At 27.0% G+C, this 26840-nt stretch carries 23 protein-coding genes and 3 pseudogenes; 19 read left to right on the forward strand and 7 right to left on the reverse strand.

Going from position 1 to position 26840, the window contains the following annotated elements:
• Positions 1-244 precede the first annotated feature (244 nt).
• The 9 genes and pseudogenes from RYM86_RS06180 (at position 245) to RYM86_RS06215 (ending at position 7126) form a co-directional block, all read left to right on the forward strand.
• Positions 245-667, forward strand: coding sequence for a VOC family protein (locus RYM86_RS06180; RefSeq protein WP_315078747.1), 423 nt, complete (start codon positions 245-247; stop codon positions 665-667).
• Between the two features lie 226 nt (positions 668-893).
• Positions 894-1133: pseudogene (locus RYM86_RS18495) on the forward strand (recombinase family protein); the annotation flags it as partial.
• 30 nt (positions 1134-1163) lie between these two features.
• Positions 1164-2123: a YafY family protein gene (locus tag RYM86_RS06185; RefSeq protein WP_315078749.1), complete on the forward strand. Its 960-nt coding sequence runs from the start codon at positions 1164-1166 to the stop codon at positions 2121-2123.
• A 75-nt stretch (positions 2124-2198) separates the two neighbouring features.
• Entirely contained in the window at positions 2199-2831 is a 633-nt protein-coding gene (locus RYM86_RS06190; RefSeq protein WP_315078751.1) for a type 1 glutamine amidotransferase family protein, read from the forward strand.
• A gap of 216 nt (positions 2832-3047) precedes the next feature.
• On the forward strand, positions 3048-3419 hold the full coding sequence (locus RYM86_RS06195; protein WP_315078753.1) for a hypothetical protein: 372 nt from the start codon (positions 3048-3050) through the stop codon (positions 3417-3419).
• Between the two features lie 274 nt (positions 3420-3693).
• Positions 3694-4743: pseudogene (locus tag RYM86_RS06200) on the forward strand (IS30 family transposase).
• 360 nt (positions 4744-5103) lie between these two features.
• Entirely contained in the window at positions 5104-5445 is a 342-nt protein-coding gene (locus RYM86_RS06205) for a PadR family transcriptional regulator (RefSeq protein WP_315078755.1), read from the forward strand.
• Positions 5438-6121, forward strand: a complete 684-nt coding sequence (locus RYM86_RS06210; protein ID WP_315078757.1) for a hypothetical protein — start codon at positions 5438-5440, stop codon at positions 6119-6121. The genes RYM86_RS06205 and RYM86_RS06210 overlap by 8 nt, the downstream gene beginning before the upstream one ends.
• 462 nt (positions 6122-6583) lie before the next feature.
• On the forward strand, positions 6584-7126 hold the full coding sequence (locus RYM86_RS06215; protein WP_252236956.1) for a YcxB family protein: 543 nt from the start codon (positions 6584-6586) through the stop codon (positions 7124-7126).
• A gap of 362 nt (positions 7127-7488) precedes the next feature.
• Here RYM86_RS06215 and RYM86_RS06220 read toward each other — a convergent pair whose 3' ends face one another.
• Together RYM86_RS06220 and RYM86_RS06225 are read right to left on the reverse strand one after the other, a co-directional pair.
• The gene (locus RYM86_RS06220; RefSeq protein ID WP_315078760.1) at positions 7489-9588 is read right to left on the reverse strand and encodes a glycoside hydrolase domain-containing protein; all 2100 of its coding nucleotides are present in this window, start codon (positions 9586-9588) and stop codon (positions 7489-7491) included.
• A gap of 373 nt (positions 9589-9961) precedes the next feature.
• A pseudogene (locus RYM86_RS06225) lies at positions 9962-10108 on the reverse strand (IS30 family transposase); the annotation flags it as partial.
• A 679-nt stretch (positions 10109-10787) separates the two neighbouring features.
• Here RYM86_RS06225 and RYM86_RS06230 point away from each other — a divergent pair.
• From RYM86_RS06230 to RYM86_RS06265, 8 genes are all read left to right on the forward strand, one after another.
• Positions 10788-11123, forward strand: coding sequence for a hypothetical protein (locus RYM86_RS06230; protein WP_315078762.1), 336 nt, complete (start codon positions 10788-10790; stop codon positions 11121-11123).
• A 236-nt stretch (positions 11124-11359) separates the two neighbouring features.
• A complete protein-coding gene (locus RYM86_RS06235) occupies positions 11360-12718 on the forward strand; it encodes an MATE family efflux transporter (protein ID WP_315078764.1) in 1359 nt (452 codons plus the stop codon).
• 170 nt (positions 12719-12888) lie between these two features.
• Positions 12889-13584, forward strand: a complete 696-nt coding sequence (locus RYM86_RS06240) for a PHP domain-containing protein (protein WP_315078766.1) — start codon at positions 12889-12891, stop codon at positions 13582-13584.
• Positions 13585-13647: 63 nt separating this feature from the next.
• On the forward strand, positions 13648-14172 hold the full coding sequence (locus RYM86_RS06245; protein WP_315078767.1) for an ECF transporter S component: 525 nt from the start codon (positions 13648-13650) through the stop codon (positions 14170-14172).
• A 571-nt stretch (positions 14173-14743) separates the two neighbouring features.
• Positions 14744-15496, forward strand: coding sequence for a DeoR/GlpR family DNA-binding transcription regulator (locus tag RYM86_RS06250; RefSeq protein WP_315078768.1), 753 nt, complete (start codon positions 14744-14746; stop codon positions 15494-15496).
• Positions 15493-16395 (forward strand): 1-phosphofructokinase, encoded by a 903-nt coding sequence (pfkB, locus tag RYM86_RS06255; protein ID WP_315078771.1) that lies wholly within the window; start codon positions 15493-15495, stop codon positions 16393-16395. Before RYM86_RS06250 ends, pfkB begins: the two co-directional genes overlap by 4 nt.
• 21 nt (positions 16396-16416) lie before the next feature.
• The gene (locus RYM86_RS06260) at positions 16417-18309 is read left to right on the forward strand and encodes a fructose-specific PTS transporter subunit EIIC (protein ID WP_315078772.1); all 1893 of its coding nucleotides are present in this window, start codon (positions 16417-16419) and stop codon (positions 18307-18309) included.
• A gap of 222 nt (positions 18310-18531) precedes the next feature.
• Entirely contained in the window at positions 18532-18687 is a 156-nt protein-coding gene (locus tag RYM86_RS06265; RefSeq protein WP_003374574.1) for a zinc-ribbon domain-containing protein, read from the forward strand.
• Between the two features lie 29 nt (positions 18688-18716).
• Here RYM86_RS06265 and RYM86_RS06270 read toward each other — a convergent pair whose 3' ends face one another.
• A complete protein-coding gene (locus tag RYM86_RS06270) occupies positions 18717-19169 on the reverse strand; it encodes a GNAT family N-acetyltransferase (protein WP_315078781.1) in 453 nt (150 codons plus the stop codon).
• 511 nt (positions 19170-19680) lie between these two features.
• Between RYM86_RS06270 and RYM86_RS06275 the strand changes: the two genes are divergently transcribed.
• A complete protein-coding gene (locus tag RYM86_RS06275) occupies positions 19681-20007 on the forward strand; it encodes a metalloregulator ArsR/SmtB family transcription factor (RefSeq protein ID WP_315078784.1) in 327 nt (108 codons plus the stop codon).
• 26 nt (positions 20008-20033) lie between these two features.
• Positions 20034-20438, forward strand: coding sequence for an arsenate reductase ArsC (locus RYM86_RS06280; RefSeq protein WP_315078786.1), 405 nt, complete (start codon positions 20034-20036; stop codon positions 20436-20438).
• A 130-nt stretch (positions 20439-20568) separates the two neighbouring features.
• Here the strand turns inward: RYM86_RS06280 and sfsA are convergent, their stop codons facing one another.
• The 4 genes from sfsA to RYM86_RS06300 all read right to left on the reverse strand — a co-directional run bounded on the left by sfsA (position 20569) and on the right by RYM86_RS06300 (position 26616).
• On the reverse strand, positions 20569-21261 hold the full coding sequence (sfsA, locus tag RYM86_RS06285; protein WP_315078787.1) for a DNA/RNA nuclease SfsA: 693 nt from the start codon (positions 21259-21261) through the stop codon (positions 20569-20571).
• A 135-nt stretch (positions 21262-21396) separates the two neighbouring features.
• Positions 21397-22005: a hypothetical protein gene (locus RYM86_RS06290; RefSeq protein ID WP_315078788.1), complete on the reverse strand. Its 609-nt coding sequence runs from the start codon at positions 22003-22005 to the stop codon at positions 21397-21399.
• A gap of 548 nt (positions 22006-22553) precedes the next feature.
• The gene (locus tag RYM86_RS06295; RefSeq protein WP_315078790.1) at positions 22554-23273 is read right to left on the reverse strand and encodes an ATP-binding protein; all 720 of its coding nucleotides are present in this window, start codon (positions 23271-23273) and stop codon (positions 22554-22556) included.
• 196 nt (positions 23274-23469) lie between these two features.
• A complete protein-coding gene (locus tag RYM86_RS06300) occupies positions 23470-26616 on the reverse strand; it encodes a GGDEF domain-containing protein (protein ID WP_315078792.1) in 3147 nt (1048 codons plus the stop codon).
• Positions 26617-26840 lie beyond the last annotated feature (224 nt).

The following is a 26840-nucleotide window of genomic DNA, read 5'->3' on the forward strand; positions in this document are numbered from 1 at the left end:
GGTGGTGTGAGAGGACGCTAAATAAAATAATTATTTAGCTCCTACTCGATTATTTTTCCATTTTTATATAGCGAAAGGCTTAATTAAATAGTTCTGATTTTAAAAATTAGCCCTATAAAAGACCATAGATTAATGGATAATGGTTTTATATTGATAATTAAGGTAGTTTGTATAGTATAATAGATAAATAGTGATTTATGTGATAGTCAAATACTATTTTTTAGGGAATTAAGGAGGATAAACATTGATTCAGTCAATTGTACATATAGCTTTAGTTGTAAGAGATTATGATGAAGCAATCGAGTTTTATACAAAAAAGCTACACTTTACATTAGTAGAAGATACATATCAACCAGAACAAGATAAAAGATGGGTTGTAGTATCACCCCCTGGTTCTAATGGAACTGCTATATTACTTGCAAGAGCATCTAAGCCAGAACAAGAGCCTTTTATAGGAAATCAATCAGGTGGAAGAGTTTTTCTTTTCCTAGGAACAGATGATTTTTGGCGTGATTATAATGAAATGAAAAAAGTAGGGATAGAATTTGCTAGAGAACCTAAGGAACAGGACTATGGAACAGTTGCTGTATTTAAAGATTTATACGGCAACTTATGGGACTTAGTTGAATTCAATGCAAATCATCCAATGTTTGAAAGAATTAAGTAAATTACAATTTGTAGGGCCTATTAAATCAAACTAACAATTTTATTAAATGATAAATTACAATATCAAGTGCAACACTAATTAATTGCAAAAAAAATAACCCATACGGGCACGTTCATGTTAAAGTAATAATTGCGAAAAACCACTTTAAAGGACGTGACTATATGAGTTATAAACATATTACTATAAATGAACGTTGTTGTATAGTAGAATATTTAAATTTAGGCTGATAAAATCATTTATGTATACATGTCTAGATTTATCAGAAGACAATCCATATGACTAATTCTTAATTACAATAATGACTGGTATTAACCAATTAGAGAGATATATTATCCATATGCGTAAACATGAAGGGATAGAACTGGCTAAGAAAGAAGGCGGTGTGACTAAAAATCAAATTCGTAAAATTATAAATGTGTCTAGGACTTTATTATATGGAAAGCTATTATCGGAAGGAAACAAGTAATCATTCCTTACTATATAGAGGTGAATTTATATGCCTAAAATTGACAATATGCTAGCGATTTTATGGATGCTTAGTTCGGGTGAAAAAGTTACTGCAAAACAAATTTCAGAAAAGTTGGAGATGAATATAAGAACTGTGTATCGATATATTGATACACTTTCAACAAGTGGTGTACCAATAATTTCAGACACAGGGCATAACGGTGGATACACTTTACTAAACAATTTCATTGAAGCTCCCCTTTTTTTTGATTCTGAGGAGCAAACCTCACTAATTCACGCTGCTGTTTTTGCAGAAGAAGCAGGATATTATGGTGGTGAAGCACTAAATAGGGCTATCTCAAAGTTAAGCAACTATTCAAATCAGGTTCAGGAAATAAACATAAACCAACATTTAACCAGTCTTGAAGTAATAAATCGAGTAAGGTTCCAAACCATGAAACCTTACTTAAAGGATTTGGAGCAGACCATAGCTAACGGATACTCTGTAAAAATTTTATACCATAAAAGTGGTGAAGATCAATCAAAGTATAGATTGGTTGATCCCTACAAAATTATTTATTGGAACAATAAGTGGTATATGATTGGATTTTGTCATCTTAGAAATAACATCCGTAGCTTTAGAGTAGATCGAATTGAAAGTCTAGTGCTTACTGAAAATAAGTTTAATCATCCAGAAGATTTTTCAGCACGTGATTTTTTTTTGAAAAACCTTGTTCCTACAGAATATAATCAAGGGATTATTCCTTTGGTTGTTAATGGAAGTAAAAGTACATTGAATGATGTTTGCCAACATTGGTTTTTGGGAAATTATTTACAAGAACGTACTTCAAATCAAGCAATATTTCTTCTTGAAAAAAGTATACTACATACATATGTACCTTATTTACTTTTACCGTATGGTAAATCTATTCAGGTTATTGAGCCAATAAGTTTTAAGAAAAAACTTATTGAAGTTCTATCAGAATTAATTCAATTTCATCAAGTATGAAAACTTCCCTGACAGTAGCTGTCAGGGAAGTTTTATTATAATAGGTTATATAAAACATGATTGGAGTGTTATTTTATGCAAGGAAAAAAAGTTTATCTTTATGTATTTAATACAATGTCAGACTGGGAATATGGATATTTAACTGCTGAACTAAATTCGGGAAGATATTTCAAAAAAGATTTAGCACCTTTAAAAGTAGTTACTGTAGGAGCTAATAAAGAAATTATTACTACTATGGGAGGGCTGAGCATTAAACCAGATATTTCCTTTAATGAGTGTACTCTTGAGAGTAAAGATCTTTTAGTTTTGCCTGGAGGAAATACTTGGGGAGAAGATATTCATCAACCCATCTTGAAAAGAGTTGGCGAAGCTTTAGAATTAGGCACTATTATTGCAGCAATTTGTGGTGCAATTGAGGCACTAGCAAATGCTGGATATCTAGATTCTAGAAAACATACAAGCAATAGCTTAGAGTATACTAAAATGGTCTGTCCTAATTATAAAGGAGAAAAATTTTATGAGATGGGATCTGTGGTAGCTAGCGAAAATTTGATTACTGCATCAGGAGTAGCACCTCTGGAATTTGCAATGGAAGTACTGAAAAAATTAGATGTATTTGCACCAGAAACATTACATTCATGGTATAATCTAAATAAGACTCATAAACCTGAATACTTCTTCCAGTTAATGAATTCAATAAATAGTTGATATAAAAAAATCAACTAGGTAGATTATATTAGTTTAAATAAAGACCATGCTTTAAGACTATGTCAGAGCATGGTTTTTATTTATAACTTAAAAAAGGTTATAACATACGACAACGATTGGAAACAGCTCCTCTCAGAAATATTTTCACAAAAAGTATACCTCTGAATACATAAAATCATTCAACCCGTTTGGAACAGCGGGTAAAATCGCCTTAAAGTGCTTTTTCCAGTTTACCCAGAGCATTATATGCTTTTACAATCAGGTGTTGTTGAGACTTTAGGAGGACTTCCAACTCATGCAAGTGTAGTTAAAGTTGATCCAATGCCACAATTTGTACTTGATGTAGTTGATAGTGATTATTCTCATAAATCTTATTCTGGTATAAAATTTGAAGATGGTACAATTTGGGGATATGGTTTGACAGAGTATCGTGATACAAAAAAAGGTGCTGAATTCAGACTACATGTTTGGTGGTCATCTGGATCTCCACAAATATTCTTTGATGACCATGCTCGTCATTTTTCAGTTGAGTATCGTAACTTTATAAATTTAGCAGTAGAAGATATTATAGCTAATAGAGAGAAATAAAAAAATTATACTAACTAGCCATTAAATTTCACTTTAGAGACTAGTTATGTATTTTACATAAAGTTAATACCCTTAGAATCCAAATAAATGGATTTTAAGGGTATTTTTGGATTTAACTTTTTATTCAAACTCAATTTTCCTAGTACTAGTTATTTTTTAAATTTAAAATTTCAGATTAATTGTAAAATGAAATTGAACTAATAAAAAATCCATAGTGGATTATCTGTGTTATGATTTAATCGCTAAAGAAAATTCAACACGGAGGATAATCACTATGGATCACCAAAATAATAACACAGAATCACGTAAAAATAAACACTTGAATTTCAAAGATCGTATGACTATTGAGCTTCGTCTTAATGATGGATTTTCACCATATAAAATAGCAAAAGAGCTAAATAGGTCAATAAATACTATTTTAAATGAGATACGTCGTGGCACAACTACACAGATTAAGCAAGGAAACTATGTTGAAGTGTATCTTGCAGATACTGGCGAAGCTGTTTATAAAAATAATCGTCAGAATTCTTGTCGTACATTTAAACGCTTAGAATGTAGTGACTTTATTAATTATGCTGTTGATAAGATAAAAAATCATTCATGGTCACCAGATGCTTGTGTAGGCAACGCCCTTGCCATAGGCAAGTTTGAACGTTCTCAAATTATTTGCACTAAAACTTTATACAATTACATTGATCTTGGCTTACTAGCTGTTATTAATGCAGATCTGCCAATGAAGCTACGTAGAAATACTAAGCCAGCAAAAGTAAAGAAGCATAAGAAAAAGCTAGGTAAAAGCATTGCTGAACGTCCAAGTGATATAAATAATCGTGAAGAATTTGGTCATTGGGAAATAGATACTGTTGTTGGTGAAAAATCCAACAATGACTGTGTTCTTTTGACTATTCTTGAGCGTAAAACTAGGAGTGCCATCATTCATAAAATTGCATCAAAAACTGCTGCAGCAGTTACGGAAGCACTTAATAACATTCGTAACATATATGGTAAGCAGTTTAGTAAAGTTTTTAAAACCATAACAAGTGATAATGGCTCTGAATTTGCTGACTTATTCACATTATAAGCAGACACAGATACAAAGGTATATTTCACTCATCCATATTCTTCATTTGAGAAAGGTACAAATGAACGTCATAATGGTCTGATACGCCGTTTTATCCCAAAGGGAAAACGTATATCAGATTATAGTTTAGATGATATTGCTTTTATAGAAGAGTGGATGAATACTCTTCCAAGGAAAATACTTAACTATAAGACTCCGGAAGAGCTATTTGAAATACACTTAGATGAAATATATGCCGCATGAGTAAAATCGAGCGTTTAAGTCATAAACATAAATTAGTTCAATTTGTTATTGCAATTTATCGTATTTTTTATTTTTAAATATTACAATAAATCCTTATATAACTTATATTCAAATAGATTTAACACTACATTTATGTAACAAAAATTGTAACTAATATGTAACAAAAATTGTAACTAATTTTGTTACATAATATGTGACGTATTATATTACTTAAAATGTAACTTATTTAGTTACATTTTTTTAAAGAGAATAACAGGAAGAAATATTAGTTAAGTAAAATAAATATTTACTTTAACACTACCTTGCTGTACAATATACCTAAAGTAACTTGCACAACAAGATAGTTAGGAGGTAGGTATTTTGGGAGATAAATCTCAATTTTTTAGGGGAACATTAGAGGGATGTATTCTTAAAATTATTAATGATGATCTGGTTTATGGCTATGAAATTGCTGAAAAGCTAAAGGGTTTCGGATTAGATGAAGTTAGTGAAGGTACTATTTATCCATTATTGCTACGTCTTGAAAAAAACGGATTAGTTAGTTCAGAAAAGAAAGAATCCCCATTGGGCCCTAAAAGGAAATATTACAAATTAACCATTTTGGGAAAAGAAGAACTGAAAGAGTTTTTTAAAATTTGGCAAGAGCTAAAAAATAGTGTAGATAGAATATTTGAGAATTATGGAGGAAATACTTATGAGTAGCACTGCTCAAAAAAGAAAAGAAAATAATAAGATAAGTGAAAACATAAATGAAGAAAATCTTAAAATTTATACAGATTTTGTTTGTTATTTGCGAGTAAGTAATTTAAAAAAAGAAGAACAAGAAGAGATTATAAATGATGTATTATTAATGTTCTTACAGTGGCAACAAGAAGGAAAATCAATAGAAAATATGGCTGGTGGAAATTTAAAAAAGTTTACAGATAATATTATAGCAGCAGTAAATCCAAGTAAAACTTTATCTCAAAAAATTAAAGAAAATTTAGGAATGATAATAGAGTGTTTCTGTATTATGCTTACAATAGATTTTATTTTCCTATACTTAAATAAGGTAGTAAAGGGGAATATAAGTATAAACTATGATTATGATTTAGCTATGTTTTTAAGAACTATAATATTTGTAGGGTTCTCATACCTTTTTGTAAACTATATTGGTAAAAATAGCTTTAAACTTAGTATTAAAGGAAAATTTTCAAAGTCTGCTAATTTTATTTTTGGTGCAAGTATCGCAGCACTATTAATATTTACAATATTAATGTCAAAAGTATTAAATAGTATAGTACTAGTTTCATTTAATATAATATATGTGATGTTAATAATGGGAATATATTGGATTAATAAAGTTATACATAAATTTGTAATTAACAAATTAGGATAAAACATTTTTAAAGACATTTTTCATTAAATACAAAAAATAAAATTATATTAAAAAGTCTTTCCTTTTATTTTAGGGAAGATTTTTTAGTTATATAATTTAAAATATTGCTTAAAAAAACAACAGTTGTTTAATGTGTTTAGACACCTCTTGAACCCAGTAGACAAGCTATTTTATGTCGCACTTGATTATACAATTAATCTCATTCTTTATATTTTCAAAAAGTATGTAAATAATTTATAAGATACCTTACTTTACAGATATAACAAGTATCATTAAAGAATAAAAATTATTCCTTGAAAATTTAATAATATTATATTTACAAAATATGTTATAATTAATCAATATAAAAATAGTAATGTATAAATCTCATGATAAAATTTAACTTAATTTACTTTTATTTATACATATATTAATATTTTCCCAAATATACATTAAAGATTTAACGTCAGGAGGGCATTATAGATGGAAGTAGAATTTAAGATTTCCAAAGAAGAATTAATAGATTTTCATATGAAATATATTGCTAATACAACAATTTTTAAATATCAAATGATCTCTAATTTTATATTTAATTTTATGGTTTTTTTATTGATAATTTTTTGTTTTAAAGATCCTCTATATAGGGGTGCTGGTTTAATCACTTTATTTGTGATGCTATTATTTAGAAAGAGAATTTTTAGACATAAATTAAGAAAAAAATTCTTTAAAATATATTCCTTCGATAAGTATAAGAATTTATTTGAACAAACTAATTTAACTTTTACTGAAGATGGATTAAAGACTAGTACTAAATTTTCAGAAAAGGTTTATAAATGGGATTCTATAAAGAGTATACATTTAGTAGAAAATTATATATTTATAAGAACAGTTAATAATGAGGACTTATTATTTTCAACACTTTCTTTTAATCCAATTGAAAATAAAGAACTATTTTTAGATACAATAACTAAAAATACAAAATTAGAAATAGAAAAAGAATATCCTAAGGATGTTAAATATCTTTAAAACTAATTTTAAAAAATAGTTATTTAAGAAAATATTTTTAGTAATCATAGATTCCAAGGATATTTTCTAATTTCTATTATTTTTTATTTTTGTTAAATTAATTCTATTAAGTACACTAATAAACCAATTTTATATGACGTTCATATGGTGCTTGCCCATAGAGTCTTTGATTTTCTAAATTCTAAGTTAGAAGCAGTTTTAACAGCTTCAAAAATATTAATTAAAAAACAAAGAGTTAAATAACATAACTCTTTGTTTTTTAATTGAAATATATATGTTGCAATTTTAATTCTTTAAAAAATTAAATATATATCATCTATTTAAGTATAGATTATTTTTTGCGACATATATAATAAAATTTTCTAAGCTAATTTAGATGTTAATTGGGATAAGAAAGTTACAATAAATACTACAATAGAAGTAAGTCCTTCAATAATACCAGAAATAATAGCACCTACGGATAAATCAGCTCCTAAGAATATTATAGCTGCAATAATTGCAATAACTGTTATTACTCCTATAGCAGGATGTTCTTTAACAAGATCAATTACACTATCTACAGCAGAAGATACTTCTTCTTTTACTTTTTTAGGATCTATTCTAAATTCAATAGATAAAGTTTCTGATAAGGATATTTTTTCTGCTGGTTCTTTAGAAATTTCTGCATTAAAAGTATTTTGAATATCTATCTTTAAGTTATCACCTTTTGATGATACTTTAATTGCTAATTCCATAGTGCTTAATTTTGCAATAGTATTTGATAACTCTATAGAACCATTTTTACTTAAACCTTCTTGAATATTCTTAATGGCAGTTTGTAATCCAATTCCATCAAACTTTCCTTCTTTAAATTTTATAGTAGTATTGCCATCACCTAAAGCACTACTCATTGATAAACCTAAACTTATCTTCATACATCCTGTATCAATTAAAATAATTTCTCCATCAGGAGATGAAAACTCTAAACCTAGTAGTTTTGCAAAACTATTATTGTTGGCAATTTTTAGAATATCTACAGTAGGAGTAACCCCACCAACACCAACATTTCTACCAGAAGCAATATTATTATCAATTTCTATTTCAGCAGCTCCATGTAAAGTTATTGTTGAAATTTGGTCAAATGCCCAGTCCTTTGGAAGTGGATATCCAAGATTACCACTAAATCCAGTAGACATATCACATACGAAGCTACTACAAGAATAACCAGCATTAGCAACACGACTACATACATTTCTAGGTGCATAAATACCTATCTTATATTTATTACCATAATCATTAAAGACTTCATTTATTGCTTTAAAATAAGGAAGAATATTATTTGTAACATTATAATCTAATGCATCAAAATCAACAGCAAAATATATTATAGTATCTTTACCAAATCCAAAGTTGGTAGAAGTTAGCATCGCAGAATGAGCATCAGCAATTCCTTGATTATAGTTAAAATAATCTAATCTATATCCGCCAACTTCAAAAATTGGAACAACCTTAAGTCCATTATCAAATATAGTTTTTAATTCAGAAGAAGTCATTCTATATCTTCCAGTAAGATATCTTCCTACAATTTTATATCCATTAGATTTAAGATTAACAGCCATTGCTGGAGTAATAGATGTAGAACAATCACAAGCCGTACCTTTTCTATTTCTATCTCCAGTACTAACTAAAAGTGAAGCCCAAACTTGTTTTCCAGCATATCCATCATCGGGTAATGCACAAAATCTTTGAAATTCTTTTATTGCATTAGATAAACCTGAACCGAATAACCCGTCAAAACCATGAGGGTCTACACCATTTACATATAAAGAATATTGAAGTAATAATACAAATCTTTTATTTGATCTACTTCCTGGTATTGTAGGACATAAATTCATTGTGTTATTTCCCCAAATACCATCGGCACCAACACCTTCTTCATGTTGCAAAGCTTTTATTAAAGCTCTATTAGTTTCTCTAGAATATACACCATTACAAGGTATTAATCCAATAACCATATAATAGTCTCTATTAAGATTTTGTTGGATTTTACGTACATTAGAATCTCCTCTGCTAGCTAATACAAATCCATCCATAGTTGATAATAATGCCTTAAATATTAGTGAGGTTGCAGTACCAGAAGTATCAGAAAGTCCAGCATCTTTTCTTAAGTTAGAAATACCTTCAGCTGTTCTTGATGTAAATTTACCATCTATATTACCACCATCATATCCTTTACAATATAAACCACATTGTAAAATAGTGATTATATTTTTATTGTCATTATTTGAACTTATAGTAGGGCATTTTTTTTCTGTACCTTGGCCCCATAAACCATCAGCATCAACCCCTAGTTCTATTTGCAAAGCTTTAGTTAATGCTATAATTGTACTCCAGCCTGTCATACCATCTTCTTTTAATTTTGAAATTTTTCCGTTATAATTTTTGTTTAACCACTTTTGAGTAGCTAATACCATTTGATCCATTTTTCATTTCTCCCTTTTATTAATTATAAGATTTTTAAATTAGCTAATTTTTAGTTCTTATAATTAATAAAAGTAAAGAAAGATTAAATTTGTAAACCTAAAATTCAACATCTTTGCTTTTTAGATCCATATGACATTAATATCTTTCTGATTCTAAGAAAAAGCTATCTTCAGTTTCTAAAATTTTAAATACAGTTTTGTCGGTGTTATTAAAACTCTTAAAACAATTTAGGAGGGATTAAATGCCTACAAATTTATTACAATAAATTATAATATTAACTGAGAGTTTAGAGAAATTTATAAAGATCCCAATTAGATTTGAAAAGAAAAAGAGTTTTTACAAATTGCAATAACAAATTGAACTAGTTTCTATTTATGACCTAAACACTGGAGTTTTATAGTTAAGTATTCTCCTAGGAAGAGTATTCATCCAATCAGCTATGAAAGAAATATCATCTGAAGTATAGTCAGATATACGTTTTCCCTTTGGGATGAAACGGCGTATTAGACCGTTATGACGTATCGATCTCCCATTTTTTTATTAGTTCAATTTCATTTTACAATTAGTCGACGATTTTTTCATATTATTTTAAGTAAAAATATTTCTAAATTCAAGGCAAGTCCACTTCGGGAAACTTTGTTTACCTAAATGTACTTGCCTATTTATCTATATTCATTTAGAGTTTTATTCCATATTTAATAATTAGCATTTCTATATGCTTTTTAATAATTAATATTTTTCTATATAGTATATGTTTTTTATATTACAGATAGTTATATAAAGAACTCTTTATCTAACTAAATTATTACATACGTAGAAAAATATATGACAAGTGATTCTTGAGGAGCATTAAAAAATAGAACATGTAAAGTGGACTGGGAGAGAAAGCATTAAAAAAATTAATACATCTATACATGGTGGGAAACTGTATAAGAGTATGTTGCAGGAGCAAGTTTGGGTAAGAGGACCATCTACAATCCTAATTTTTATTGGATAAAGGTTTATGATTGAATTAAAGATTATGGATACAATAAATTTGATAAATGGATTGAATAGTTGCTTCAGAGTTTAACTAGCTTAACAGCAGAAAGAACGATAGATAAATCAAAGATTAAGTGTAACTTATTTTGTAACTAGTATAGATACAATTTTTGTAACATAAATTGGTACTAAAAGTGTTACATTTATTGTTACAAAAATGGTATTTTGTGAAGAATCTGCAAGATACTTTCATGGTGATATATTAAATGCTAGAATTTTTGAAGACTGTGTAACTGCAATAATAAAAACTCTTACAAGCAGTAAAAAAGGCTTTAAGGAAGACAGTTATGCTGAAGAATTAAAGCAGATTATTACTAAACAATATTCAAGTAACATAACAAAAGAAAATACTAATAGAGTATTGCAATGGTTTTATACTTCAAAATTTGTTAAAGATTGCGATAAGCTCATAGATTTTGTTTATAGAAATAGAGAAAATGGATATGTTTATCCCTTCGGGTATTGCGTAAGCACATTCTTTAAAAATTTATGAAATACTTCAGCATCATATTTTTCATTTTACAATTTTTGTTTACTCAATAACCTATTATATAAAAAATAATTTATATTGATTAATGATATTAAGAGATGTAACATAAAATATGGTAATAATTTAGTAGGATTTTACCGTGTTTTATTTTGCATAAATATTGTGTTTTAAAATAATATTTATGCAATAGAAATAAGCACAACAATAATAAGGATTTTTATGAAAGAAAGGGAGAAAAAATGAGTAGTATAAACACATTAGAGAGGACAACTGAAAGAACAACATCTTTATTTAAATTGACATGGCCTATTTTTATAGAACTTATTTTACAAATGCTTGTAAGCAATGTGGATCAACTTATGTTAAGTAGAGTATCGGAAAATGCTGTTGCTGCTGTAGGAAATGTAAATCAAATCATGAATTTCTTGCTTATTACTTTTAGTATTATTACTATGGCAACAACAATACTTGTATCTCAATACTTAGGTGCAGAAAATTATGGAAAGGTTTCCAAAATATATTCTGTAGCCGTATTTTCTAATTTAGTATTTAGTATTTTAATAAGTATATTATTATTATGTTTCAATGGTATATTTTTTAAATGGTTAAGAATGCCAAGTGAACTGCTTAGAGATGCTAAAACATATATAAGTATAATTGGTGGAGGAATATTTCTACAAGCTATGTTTATGACTTATTCAGCCATATTAAGAAGTAACAGTTTAATGAAGCAAGGAATGTATGTTTCCGCAATCGTAAATGTTATTAATATACTGGGAAACTTTCTTTTCATAAGTGGTACATTTGGTATACCAAAGCTTGGGGTAGAAGGAGTTGCTATATCAAGTGTATTAAGTAGGCTTATAGGAGTTATAGTTATAATATACATATTTAAACAAAATATAAAACAAAAAGTATCATTAAAGCACTTAAACCCATTTCCTAAAGAAATATTTAAAAAGTTAATGATGATTGGTATTCCATCTGGAGGTGAATCAGTATCATATAACTTTTCGCAAATGGTAATATTGACATTTATAAACATGATGGGTACAAGCTCTGTTGCAACAAAAGCATATGTTGGAATGTTGGTTTGGTTTTCATTCATATATGGTTCAGCAGTATCGCAAGCAAATCAAATAAGAGTTGGGTATCTTATTGGTGCTAATAAGAAAGATGAAGCATATAAGAAAGTTTTAGAAACATTAAGACCAGCGGCATTTATTTCATTAGGCGTTTCAATAGTGCTATTTATATTTAGTGATAATTTACTCGGTATATTTACATCTAATCCTGAAATTTTAAGATTAGGAAAACAAGTTTTATTTATAGATGTATTATTGGAGTTTAGAAGATCATTTAATGTTGTAATAATAAGAGGTATGCAGGCCGCTGGTGATATTAAATATCCTATATTTATAGGAGTTTTATCAATGTGGATTGTAGCAACAGGACTTTCATATGTTTTTGGAATAGTTTTAGGATTAGGACTTAGAGGAATTTGGATTGCAATGATGTGCGATGAATGTTTAAGAGGATTAATTTTCTATATAAGATGGAGAAGAGGAAAGTGGAGATCTAAAAGCATAGTGAATTAAGCCTAGAATAAATGTCATGTTCTATATATTAAATTTTTACAGTTGAATCTATTTTGAATATATTTTTATGATGAAATAGAGAAAATATTTTTATATAAAGATAAGAAATAACTCTTGAACTATAAATTTCATACAATGAAATGTGGTATAACGTTTTAAAGGAGCTATTAATGTATAAAAAAGGAGATTTTCATATTCACTCAACATCTTCAGATGGTGGTTATACCCCAAAACAAGTTGTTAATTTTGCTAAAAAAAGAGGCGTTGATATAATTTCTTTAACAGATCATAACAATACTTGTGGTATAGATGAAGCTATATTAGAGGGGGAAAACATAGGAGTTAAAGTAATTCCAGGAGTTGAACTTTCAACTAAGTATGAAAATGGAAGTAGAGTTCATATTTTAGGGTATTTTAAAGATGAGAGTTATAAAGATGAACTTCTTGTTAAAATTTTAAAAGATGTGAAAAATCATAAGATAAATAATATAAAAAAAGTACTAGGAAGATATATGGAAATTAATAAAGGTGATAAATTATCTGTTGATAATGGAATTAAAATATTAAAATCTTTTGGAGCAACAGTTATATTGGCACATCCAGTGTTACTTAACAGAAATGATTTTGAAAAAATTATAAAATTAGATTTTGATGGATTAGAAGCTAAGCATTTTAGCAATAGAGAAGAAGATACTGAATATTTTTTAGAAATAGCTAAAAATAAGAATCTTCTTTATACGGCAGGATCAGATTTTCATAATTATAAAAAAGATTATAGAGAGCATGGACTTATAGGAGATGTATATTTAAATGAAAATGAAATATATAATTTCCTCACAAAGGGAGGATTGTATCCATACATTTGACTAAATTATCCTTAATTACTATTATAAAGTAAAGAATGACTTTATTTTCAAGGGGGCATAAAAATGAAATTTTCAACTAAAAGAATAGTATTAATAGGGGTAATGGCTGCAATATGCTTTATAGGAACATATCTTCATATTCCAATCAATTTAGGTGGATCTGCTTCTATGATTCATTTAGGTACGACTGCAATTTTTATTGCTGCAGTTTTGATTGGTCCAGATGCAGGAATATCGGCAGGAATAGGATGTGCATTATATGATGCCTTAGATCCTACATTTGCTGCATGGATAATTCCTACATTAATAGTTAAAGGATTAACTGGATATGTTGCTGGAAAAATAGCTTTTGCTAATAATAAAAATGGTGAGAGTATAACCTATAATATAATAGCATTTGTATTTGGGGGAATAGTTTCATTACTTGGCTATTTTGTTTTTAATTGGTTAGTTTTTGTGGGATTAGCTGCAGCTATAGCAAAACTTTTAGCTTCAATAGGAACAACTGCTATAGGTCTTATAATTGCTATTCCTTTATCAATAGCAATTAAAAAAGCTACGTTAAAAGCAATAGGAGTGATTAATTAAATAAATTTTAAAATGCTAATTCTAATTAAGGCTTTACAAATATTACAATATAGACATTCAACTTTTATAAAGCTTTAGTTCTAATAAAAGAGATGTATCAAATTCTTTTTGATACATCTCTTTTTGTATAAAAAGTTATAGAATTTTTGAAATTTAGAAAATTTATAATAACTGATGCGTAGGGAAAAATATTAAAACATGAAGAGTGGAAATATTTATCTATATATAAAACCTGTAGATTTAAACTTAAACTAGTACCTACAAATTAAAAAATAATAACTTATAGTACAGTAATTATAGCTTATGGAATAGTATGATTAGTTTTGAAAGATTTATTAAAAATGATATTATATTAGGAGTAAATATAAAAAAATAATTATACAATATGACTGAAAATTAATGAATTGAATTGAAAAACAGTTACAAACGATCAAAATATATTAATATATAACCATATAACTATATTTTAATATAAAATATAAAAATTTTTGAATGTTTTTAAATTATTTTGAACGAAAAAGATTGATTTTTAAAAAGAAATAGTTTATTATAAAGATATGGAGTGGTGATAATGTTTACAGAGGAAAGATATAATATAATTCTTCAAGAACTAAAAGCAAAAGGAATAATTTCAGTTATGGAATTAGTTAAATTGCTAGAGGCTTCTGAATCTACAATAAGAAGAGATTTAAATAATCTTCATAATGAAGGATTACTTAAAAAAATTCACGGAGGAGCAACACTAATAAATGAAGGTACAGCAAAACATGACTATAAAGTAAATGTTCGAAAATCATTAAATGCAGATGAAAAAATTGAGATAGCAAGATATGCAGCAAGTTTAATTGAAGATGGAGAATTAATTTACTTAGATGCTGGTACAACAACAGAAGCTTTAATATCGTTTATAGAAGCAAAAGATATAACAGTTGTTACAAATGCTATAGTTCATGCAAAAAAATTATTAGAAAAAAATATAAAAACCTTAATATTAGGTGGAGAATTAAAAGCGGTTACTGAAGCAATTGTAGGTCCAATAACTGTTGAACATTTAAAAAAATATAATTTTACAAAAGGCTTTTTTGGAACAAATGGTGTAAGTAATGCAAATGGTTATACAACTCCAGATGTAAATGAGGCTATGGTAAAAGCAGAAGCAATAAAAAGATGTAATAAAGCATTTGTTTTGTGTGATGAATCTAAATTAGATGAAGTTAGTTTTATAACTTTTGGAACAATAAAAGATGCAGAATTAATTACAAGTAGAATAAAAAATTCAGAGATCAGATATGATACTAATGTAATAGAGGTGAGTAAAAAATGATTAATACAATAACTCTTAATCCTTCATTGGATTATATAGTAAAAGTTGATAATTTTAAAGTTGATTCATTAAATAGAAGTAATGATGAAGAAGTTTACGCAGGAGGAAAAGGAATAAATGTTTCTATAGTCTTAAATAATTTAGGCATAGTGAATACGGCATTAGGTTATATTGCAGGTTTTACAGGAAATGAAATAGAAAGACAAGTTAAAAATCACGGTGTTGATTGTGACTTTATAAAATTAAAAAATGGTATATCAAGAATTAATGTAAAGCTAAAAAGTAATGGAGAGACAGAAATAAACGGAGCGGGTCCAGAAATTACAAATGATGATTTAAATAAATTATATGAAAAACTTTCTGACTTAAAGGAAGGAGATTATTTAATATTGTCAGGTAGTATTCCAAATAGTGTACCAGATGATATTTATCAAAACATAATGGAAAAACTTTTAGAAAAGAAAGTAGAATTTATAGTTGATGCAACAAAAGATTTACTTCTAAAGGTGCTAGAGTATGAGCCATTTCTAATAAAACCTAATCATCATGAATTAGCTGAAATGTTTAATGTTGAGCTGAAAAATGATGAAGATATAATAATTTATGGTAAAAAGCTTCAAGAAATGGGAGCAAAAAATGTATTGATTTCAATGGCTGGAGATGGAGCAATTTTATTACCTGAAAATGGAGAACCTATAAAAAGAGAAGTACCAAAGGGAATATTAAAAAACTCAGTAGGAGCTGGAGATTCTATGGTAGCAGGATTTTTAGCAGGATATCTTAAAAATAATGATATAAAAGAAGCATTTAAAATGGGAATTGCAACAGGTAGTGCAAGTGCATTTTCTGATGAATTAGCAATAAAAGAAGAAGTTGAAAAATTATTATCTAAAATGTAAAAATGTAGGGAGGAATATTTAATGAGAATTGTTGACTTATTAAAAAAGCAAGGCATTGAGTTAAACTTTAACCCATCTTCTAAAGATGAATGTATTGAGAAATTAGTAAACCTAATGGATAAAACAGGAAATTTAAATAACAAAGAAGAATATAAAAGGGCTATTATGGCAAGAGAAGCACAAAGTACAACAGGTATTGGTGAAGGAATAGCTATACCACATGGAAAAACTAATGCTGTTAAAAAAGCTTCACTAGCTGCAGCAGTATGCAAAAATGGGGTAGACTATGACTCACTAGATGGAGCTCCAGCAAACTTATTCTTTATGATTGCAGTTCCAGATAATAGTGATAACTTACATTTAGAAGTTTTAGCTAGATTATCTACTATATTAATGGACGAAAAATTTAGAGAAACTTTAATTAATTGTGAGGATAAAGACAAATTTTTAAAATTAATAGATGAAAAAGAAAGTGAAAAATTTCCAGAAGAAGTTAAAGAAACTAAACAAACATCAAGTAATGGTGCATACAGAGTTTTAGCTGTTACAGCATGTCCGACAGGAATAGCTCATACTTATATGGCAGCAGAAAGTCTTGAAAATAAGGGAAAAGACTTAGGTGTCACAATAAAAGTTGAAACTAATGGTTCAGGAGGAGCTAAAAATGTTTTAACTAAAAAAGAAATTAAAGAAGCAGAATGCATTATAATTGCAGCAGATAAAAATGTTGAAATGAGTAGATTCAATGGAAAAAGAGTTATAAAAACTAAAGTTGCTAATGGAATACATAAAGCGGAAGAATTAATAAATGAAGCTATAAGTGGAAATGCACCTGTATATAATCATGAAGGTAATGGTAGTGCAGAACAAGATAATATAGAAAATGAAAGCTTTGGTCGTCAAATTTATAAGCATCTTATGAATGGTGTATCTCATATGTTACCTTTTGTAATAGGTGGAGGTATATTAATAGCATTAGCGTTTCTTTTTGATAATTATGAAATTGATCCAAGTAATTTTGGAATGAATACACCACTTGCAGCATTCTTAAAAACTGTTGGTGGAACAGCGTTTGGGTTTATGTTACCTATATTAGCAGGATTTATTGCAATGAGTATTGGAGATAGACCAGCACTAGCAGTTGGTTTTGTTGGAGGAGCATTAGCTAATGATGGTGGTTCTGGATTCTTAGGAGCATTACTTGCAGGATTTATTGCTGGTTATTTAGTTGTGTTATTAAGAAAATTATTTGATAAATTACCTCAAAGTTTAGAAGGAATAAAACCTGTATTATTATATCCTTTCTTTGGTATATTACTAATTGGAGCAATTATAGTATTTGTAGTTAATCCTCCAGTTGGAGCTTTAAATACTATGATTACAAATGGTCTTAATTCAATGGGTGGAACTAGTAAAGTTCTTTTAGGAATTCTTTTAGGTGGAATGATGTCAGTTGATATGGGTGGTCCTGTAAACAAGGCAGCTTATGTATTTGGTACAGCATCACTTGCAAGTGGAAATTTCGAAATAATGGCAGCTGTTATGGCTGGTGGTATGGTTCCACCGCTTGCAATAGCATTAAGTACAACTTTCTTTAAAAATAGATATACAGTAAGGGAAAGACAATCAGGTCTTACTAACTATATAATGGGTCTATCATTTATAACAGAAGGAGCAATTCCATTTGCAGCAGCAGATCCATTAAGAGTAATACCAGCTTGTGTAGTTGGTTCAGCAGTTGCTGGTGGATTATCAATGTTCTTTAATTGCGCTTTAAGAGCTCCACATGGTGGATTATTTGTAATAGGTATTATAAGTAATAAATTGGGTTATATTGGAGCAATAGCGGCAGGTGCAATAGTAGGTATGATAATACTTTCAGTATTAAAAAAACCAATAAAAGATAATAAATAAACATCCAATACGCCCCTTTAGAGTAAATGATTATTTACTCTAAAGGGGCGGTTTTTTATGATGTTAAAAAATATATATTTGATAAAAAACATTGTAATTTTGTCTAAAGTATGTTATACTGAATTAGTAATATATAAAGATTTTGTTAAGATAAATAGATTTCTCCTTTTAGAGAATTATATGAGTCAGTAGGAATCTTTAAATAATAAGGAGGAATTTAACATGGAAGATAAGACAATTGTATGTAAAGACTGTGGTCAAGAATTCATTTTTACAGTAGGAGAACAAGAATTCTACAAAGAAAAAGGATTTTCTAACGATCCAGTAAGATGCGCAGCTTGTAGAAGAGCTAAAAAAGAACAAAACAATAGAAGATAATTTGTAATTTTTAGAGTTATAAGATTTTCTTATAACTCTTTTTTATATATTTTAACATAATCTCCAGAGTATTCAACTCCATCTTCAAAGTGCTTCCAATCGAATTTTTCATAATAGTTATCAATGTCTGTATATAAAAAGATTTCAGAAAATCCAGCATTTTTACAGTAAGTTAGTACAAAATTTTGTAATTTTTGTCCAATGCCTTGGTTTCTGTAATTTTCTTTTACATACAATGCTGATAACCAAGGAAATAAATCTTGTCTACTCATCAAATCACTTCTCCATACACCTACAGTTCCAACTAATTCACCATCTAAAAGTGCAATAAATGTTAATGGTAGACTATTTTTTTTACAACTATGTTTTATGATGCTTTGAAAAAAATCACGATTTGTTTCATTTCCAAATTCACGCCATAACCAACTTATTATAGTTTCTGTATTTTCTTTGTAATCAGCTAAATATGCAATTTTAAGCATATTGAATTCCCCCTCTTTTGTATAGAACTTATTGATTATTTATAACTTTATCTTTTATAGATACATAAATTAAATACCATATAATAAATAGCAGAAATACTAAAAATACTAGTATTTCATGTTTACGAAATATTATAATTGAAGACATTAATAAGAAATAGGTTGCTGTATGAACTATTTCTAGTAATAAAAATTCGTTTTTATCAAAAATTTTATTTTTTTCATTTAACTTGGTAGTGATCTTTTTATATTCATAGATATTTCTTGAAATAATAATTATTATAAAACAAAATAGAGCAATCATTTAATTCTCCTTTGAAACAACATACATTTAATTGAAAAATATACTTTAAATTTAAATATAGTATAATTATAACATGAAAATGAATAAATTATAATATAATTTTTGGTTATTGCATATTTGAAATATCAGTAAAACATAATAATTATTGACGTTAATGATAAAGTGTTTTAATCTGTATATAGATAACTATCTATACTAGGAGGCGTTATGGAAACAAAATATGAATTGAATTCAAAAATATTTAAAGCGTTAAGTGATTCAAATAGAATAAAAATATTAGATTTACTTTCTTGTGGAGAAAAATGCGCTTGTAATATACTAGAGAATTTTGAATTTACTCAACCAACATTATCACATCATATGAAAGTATTGATAGAGTGTGGGCTAGTAGATTGTAGAAAAGAAGGAATATGGAATCACTACAAACTAAATAGTGTAAATTGTAATAAGTTAGTTTTATTTTTAATGAATATAGTTACAGAAACAGAAGATTGTATTTGCAATAATATATTAAAATCCAAAGATAACAAATAGTTAACATTTAGAGAGAGGTAAAGTAGATGAAAACAAAAGTTGCATTTATATGTGTGCACAATTCATGTAGGTCACAAATGGCAGAGGCATTAGGAAAGCTTTATGGAAGTGATGTGTTTGAAAGTTATTCAGCAGGCACAGAAGTTAAACCAGAAATTAATCAAGATGCAGTAAAAATAATTAAAAAATTATATAATATAGATATGAATAAAACTCAAAAGTCAAAATTGTTAAGTGATATACCTAAAGTTGATATAGTAATAAAGATGGGATGTAATGTAGTATGTCCATATCTTCCAGCTAAGCATACTGAAGATTGGGGCTTAGAAGATCCTACTAATAAAAACGATGAAGAGTTTGTAAAAGTAGCAAAATCAATTGAAGAAAAAATACTTGATTTAGCTAAAAGAATAAAAATGAATGAGATTTAAAAATAGTTTTGTTTTAAATGTTTGCTTATGCATATAGGATACTTTGCTAAAATTAAATGATAAGACTATAATAAATTTTGTGTAAAGTAAAAGTTTATTATAGTCTTCATACTTTTATAAAGAGTTAGGCTTATAATTTTAAGTCAACAGCTTGAGACAGTTCAATAAAAGTTTCACCTAATTTACAGTCATATACAAATATATCTACACCCATAGAGTTTGCTTTTCTAAGTGCGTTAGCAAATTTAGGATCAGTATCATCATTTGGTGAAAAACTTTTTACATTTTCTAATTGAACTAAAAAAATAACCCCAGCACCCATATTATTATTTTTAACTTCAATTAATTCTAGCAAATGTTTTGTGCCTCTTTCTGTAGGAGCATCAGGGAATCTGCAAAGTCCATTTTCCTCTAACGTAACACCTTTTACTTCTAAGTAATACTCATTATTTAAAGAATCTTCTAGTTTAAAATCAAATCTACTATTTCCAAAAGTTTTTTCTCTACAGATTTTTGTATACTTTTCTAACCCTTTAATTTTTTTATTAATAAGAGCTTCTTCAACAACTTTATTTGGTATTTGTGAATCAATATTTATTAAATTTTCACCTTTATATGCTCCAATTAAGCTGAATCTAGTTTTTCTATTTGGTCCATTTTCTTCTCTTATTAATGCTCTGCAGCCGGGTATTAATATTTCTTTACATCTACCAGTATTAGGTACATGTACTAATTCTTCTTTTCCATCTATAATAACATATCCTTGAAATCTATTTGGGCGTCTTACAAATTCAACTATTTGTGTGTTTTTCTCAAATATCATATATTCCTCCAATATTTCAAATGTCATATTAAAATTTTTATAAGCAAATTATGGCCCATTTTTATGAAATAAATACCACTAAAAGATTAATGATTTAGTGGCATTTTTCATTAAGCAAATTATAGTATATTTTTATTATTTTTCAAAACTAAATAGTGAATATGCCGTATCATTACGTACATAGTCTAGTGTTCCAATTGTAAAATCATAAGTAGTTATATAGCCATAATCATTAGCTCCAAATTGAACTGCTCCATAACTAAAATTTGCATTAGGATTATCAGTAAGTGTCTCTATTGGGATTAATTTATCTTTAAAAGAATTATTCATAGGTTTGTATTTTGTTTGTTGTAAAGTATTTGTATTCACAGAATATAAATACATATCGTCACTATTAATATTATGTAATTGTATAGTATATCCATCATTACTAACAACTACTTCACAATAATCATCTCCTTGTGTCATAGAACAATCAATTTCTTGTAAATCTATACTACGAATAATTTCTAATTTATTTAAATCATAAATAAATAATCCAAAGTAATCATGAAATATTACGGTATCATTAGATGCGTAATCAAGAGTTACCATATCGGTACCTACACTTTGTTCTAAAGCCCATTTAGCTGGTGATGGCTCAAAGGTACTTTTATTTGAAATATTACAACCCCGTAATAAAGTTAAACAAGTTAAAACTAATAATAAAGATAATGAATTTTTAATATGCTTGTAAAGTATCATATAAACATACCCCCTATGTATAATATGATTTGTTAAGTTTTAATGAAAATACAAGTGAAAATTGTTCAGAAACCTAACAAAATCTAAGTGATTTAATAATAATATCATTTTGAAGATTATAGCATAAATATAACTTAATTACTATTTAAAGATGCTGATTAATATAAGTTAGAATAACACTGTTTATCTAAAAGAATATCAATAATATATAAGAAGTAGTTAAGGATGAAAGTTAATTTATTTTATTAATGAAGAAGTGCACTAAAATAGATTTAAAGAATTAATGATAATCATTACTATAGGTTAATTATGATATAATATATACATATAAATACAGTAAATTAAAATATTTGAAACGGATAGTATTTTCATTATAGGTGGTCCAACAGATGTATCATTAGGTGAAAAGGCTTCTAATTTTAATACATTTATTTCTATGAATAAAGATCTTAAAACTATAATAGAAAGTATAGTAAGCTCAAAGTAAAATAAGATTTAATTATAAAAATAGGTGCCTAAAATCATTTCTGAGGCACCTATTTTTTTAGTTATTTAATTAGGTCTTTATTCCAAATAAAAAGTTGATCTGAATTATTTAAGCAGCCAAAAAGGTTCTTTTTAAAACCTGGCATTTTATTATTAAGTTCATCAATTAATTCTTTTATATCCTGTCTTTTTGTTTTACCATCAGCAGGACAAGGATTTTTTATAACCGGAAAATTAAATTTTTTAACAACACTTCTAATACTATGTTCTTCTATATAAACCATTGGTCTTATTAATGTTATAGTATTTTTATGCATAAGTGTTTTTGGTGAAAAACAGTTAATTCTTCCTTCATAGCACATTGATAGTATAAGAGTTTCTAAAGCATCATCCTTATGATGACCAAGTGCAACTTTATTGCAACCTAATTCTTCTGCATTATGATGCAAAGCACCACGTCTAAGATTTGCACATAAAGAACAAGGATTTTTTTCTTTTCTTAAGTCAAATACAATCTTTTTTATATCTGTTTGTATTTCATAAAAAGGAACTTCTAAATTTTCACATAAGGTATATAGTGGAGAATTATCTACACCACCTGGATTTAATGTAATTGCTATAAGCTCAAACTTTTGGGGTGAAAATTTTTTGTATGTATTTAAAAGATGCAATAGTGTTAAACTGTCTTTTCCACCAGAGAGTCCAACTGCTATTTTATCTCCATCTTGAATCATATCAAAATCATTTATTGCTTGCCTCATTTTACTAAGAAGTTTTTGCATTTAATATATTCCTCCTAAAACGTATGTACAAATAATTATAGTATAGAAAAAACATAATTTCAAAGATATTAAATTTTTACTTTAACTATTTTATTTTCACAAATAAAAACCCTTATAGTAGCCCAAAAATTACATGATCATTTTTGTATCTACTATAAAGGTAATATTTTATTAAAAGCAAATTATTTTTCTATATTTAATAATTAAATTTCTTTTCAAATTCATCAACTGGTATGGGCTTTGAAAAAAAGTATCCTTGAACCATATCACATCCAATTTGGGTTAAAAAATCTACTTGGTTTTGAGTTTCTACTCCCTCAGATAAAACTGAAATATTAAGATCTTTGGCCATTTTCACAATATTAGATACGATTATTTTTTCCTTATCATTTACATTGTTATTAGGAAAAAAGCTTTTATCTAATTTTAAAACATCTATAGGCAATTCTTTTAAAAGATTTAAAGAAGAATATCCAGAACCAAAATCATCCATTGAAAAAGTAAATCCAAGATTTTTTAATTTAGTTATTCTACTTAATACTTCTTTTATATTATCAAGAAAAATATTTTCAGTCAGTTCAAGCTCTATTAAATTTATTGGAATATTGTATTTTTTAGTTAGAGTTATTAATCTAGAAATAAAAGTATCATTATTTATATGAGCTCTTGATACATTCATAGAAATTGGTAGAAGTCTCTTTTTATTATCAATCCAATTACGAAGAACTTTAAAAACTTCTTCATAAACATAAAAGTCTAACTCAACAATAAATCCATTTTTCTCAAACAAGGGAATAAACTTTCCAGGATAAAAAATTGCATTATCAGGGGTAATCCATCGTACAAGAGCTTCAGCACCAACTAATTTTCTGTTAGAAAGTTGAATTTTGGGTTGTAAATAGATAGAAAATTCTCTGTTTTCTAATGCATAAATCATACGATTTTCTATTTTTTTTTCTTCAGTAGCTCTTATATGAAGCTTAGAATCATAAAATACAAATTGGCTTTTATGTGAACCTTTAATAGTTTTTCGAGCTATATTTGCTTTGTCAATCATTGAAACTAAGCTATCATTTACATTAGTTATCAAATAAATTCCACTAATTACAGATATTTTTATATGATTAAATTCTTCTTTTTGAAATTTTAATATTTCATTATTAAAATTTATCAGTCTATTTTTTAAGTTTTCAATATCAGTATATTTTATAAGAGCTAAAAAATTATCAGCAGAAGCTCTACATACTAATTCATCATTGTCAAGAAGTGTAGATAAAAGATACGAAAATTTAACTAAAACTTTATTTCCAATAGCATAACCAGCAGTTTCATTTATATATTTAAATTTATCAAAATCTGAATATATAAGTGCATATTTATTACTTGATTTATTTAACAGTTCATTAGCCATAACTTCGAATTTAGGCAATGTCATAAGACCTGTTAAAGCGTCTTTAGAGATAATTCTATCTAAAAAATTTGTTATATCAGAAAAGTACATTAATTTTGCTCCAATATTTTCAGGCAATTTTATTTTAGAAGCGGTCATACTTATCCAAGTTTCAAGTATTGGATTAAAAAATTCAACTGTATTAGTATTATTATTTTCATTTAATTTGGATAACGGACAATGCATACAAGGAATATCGCTATTGAAAAAAGCTTTATAACATACGTCACCGCATTTTGCATTTGGAAAAGTGTTTTTTAAATTAGGACTTATATAGAGTAATTCATAGCTATTGTCTTTTAAAACATAGGTATATATTTTTTGATTTTTAGTAATAGATTGGAAGAAAAGTTTTTCCTCTTCAAGGCGTTGAGTATTACGTATTTTTAATAAATAAGAAGTTATTATTTTGGTTATTGTAGTAAATAACTTAATTTCATTTGCAGTCCAAAAATGTTTTTCAGAAGAATTGTAGAAATTAACACATCCTTTGTATTGTTCATTGTCTTTTATAAGACATTGTAAAAATGATTTTACATTAAGTTTATCATAAAGCTTTTTGTTTTTTTCTGGTAAGTTTAAATTTGATGAATAGTCATTACAAATAAATACATCACTTTCATTAAAACTAGAGAAATAACATAGCCAATCATTGAATAATAGATTTTTTAGTTCGTTTTTATAACAAGGTGTTTCATAATTACACCATTCATGAGTAATATTAAAGTTGATATCGTTTACCGAATATTCTAGTATACTTATTCTGCTTAAATTAAAATATTCACCAATTTTAGATAGAATCAAGATTATAGCATCATCTGTATCTTTAGTTTCAGATAATATATCAAATGAATATGAAATTAATTTATTTTTAAAAGTGTTATTATATCGATTGTACAAATTATTTTTTGAATGAAAATTGAAGATGTCACTTTCTTTAAAAACATCTATTTTATTTTTATCATAGAGTTCAAAACAATCCTTACCATATCTTTTAGCTAAATAAAGAGCATGATCAGATTTTTCAAAAAGATCATAATAATCAATTCCATCAGCTGGAAAAATGGATATTCCAATACTACAAGAAATACTGTGTTTTTTATCTATATAGATTTTTTTTATTGAATTACAAACTTTATAAGCCTTAGTAGAAATCATTTCGGTATTAATAACATTTTTAAAAAATACAATAAATTCATCACCTCCAACACGTCCAACAATATCATCCTTCTCAAAACAAGATTTTAAAGTATCAGAAACTTTTAATAGAATATTGTCACCAAACATATGGCCTAAATTATCATTTATAGATTTAAAATTATCAATATCAATAATCATAAGAGCATGTGAGGTTAAAGTATTACTTTTTAAGAAATCTTCAATTAATACTTTACTTGCGGTTTTATTATATAACTTAGTTAGAGGATCTAATTGAATTTTTAATTTTAATGTTTCAATCTCTAATTTTTGCTGAGTATTTTTATTTTCTGTTATATCATTAAGAATACATATAAATTGATAATTGCAATTTTTATTAGATATACAGCGACCCATTAGAAGTAGCCAACTAAAATTATTATCATTTTTATTAATTCTAAATTCAATTTTAATATTGTCTCCAACATTATGTTTAGTCACAAAAATGTTCTTAAACAAATCTATATCTTCTTTATAAATTATTGAAAGAATATCATTTTTATAATCTTTATTAAAAATATCTTTCTTTAATCCAAGAATCTTAAAAAATTCAAGAGTTGCGTAAGAGATTTTAAAAGAATTATTAAAAATAATAGTAGCTAATCCACATAAATTAGAATTATAAAAGAATTTAATTAAAAATTTATTCAGAAGTGGTTGTAGTAAAGAAGTTATTTTATCTTTAAGTTTGCTCATAATATATCCTCGCTTTTATAAAATATAAAATAGTATTAAGAAATTGTAAGTTTAAGTTGTTATTTTATCACTATTTTTTTATAGATATTAAAATTATATAAGAGAAGGGGAGTGATAAAATAAATTTTTCTAATCTTAAAACAAAGTTAACCATTAACACTAAGGAGAAGTTAACTAATAGATTAGAATGATTAAAAATAAGTTTCTTAATTCATTATATTTAT

Source organism: uncultured Clostridium sp., assembly GCF_963527835.1.
GTDB lineage: Bacteria > Bacillota > Clostridia > Clostridiales > Clostridiaceae > Clostridium.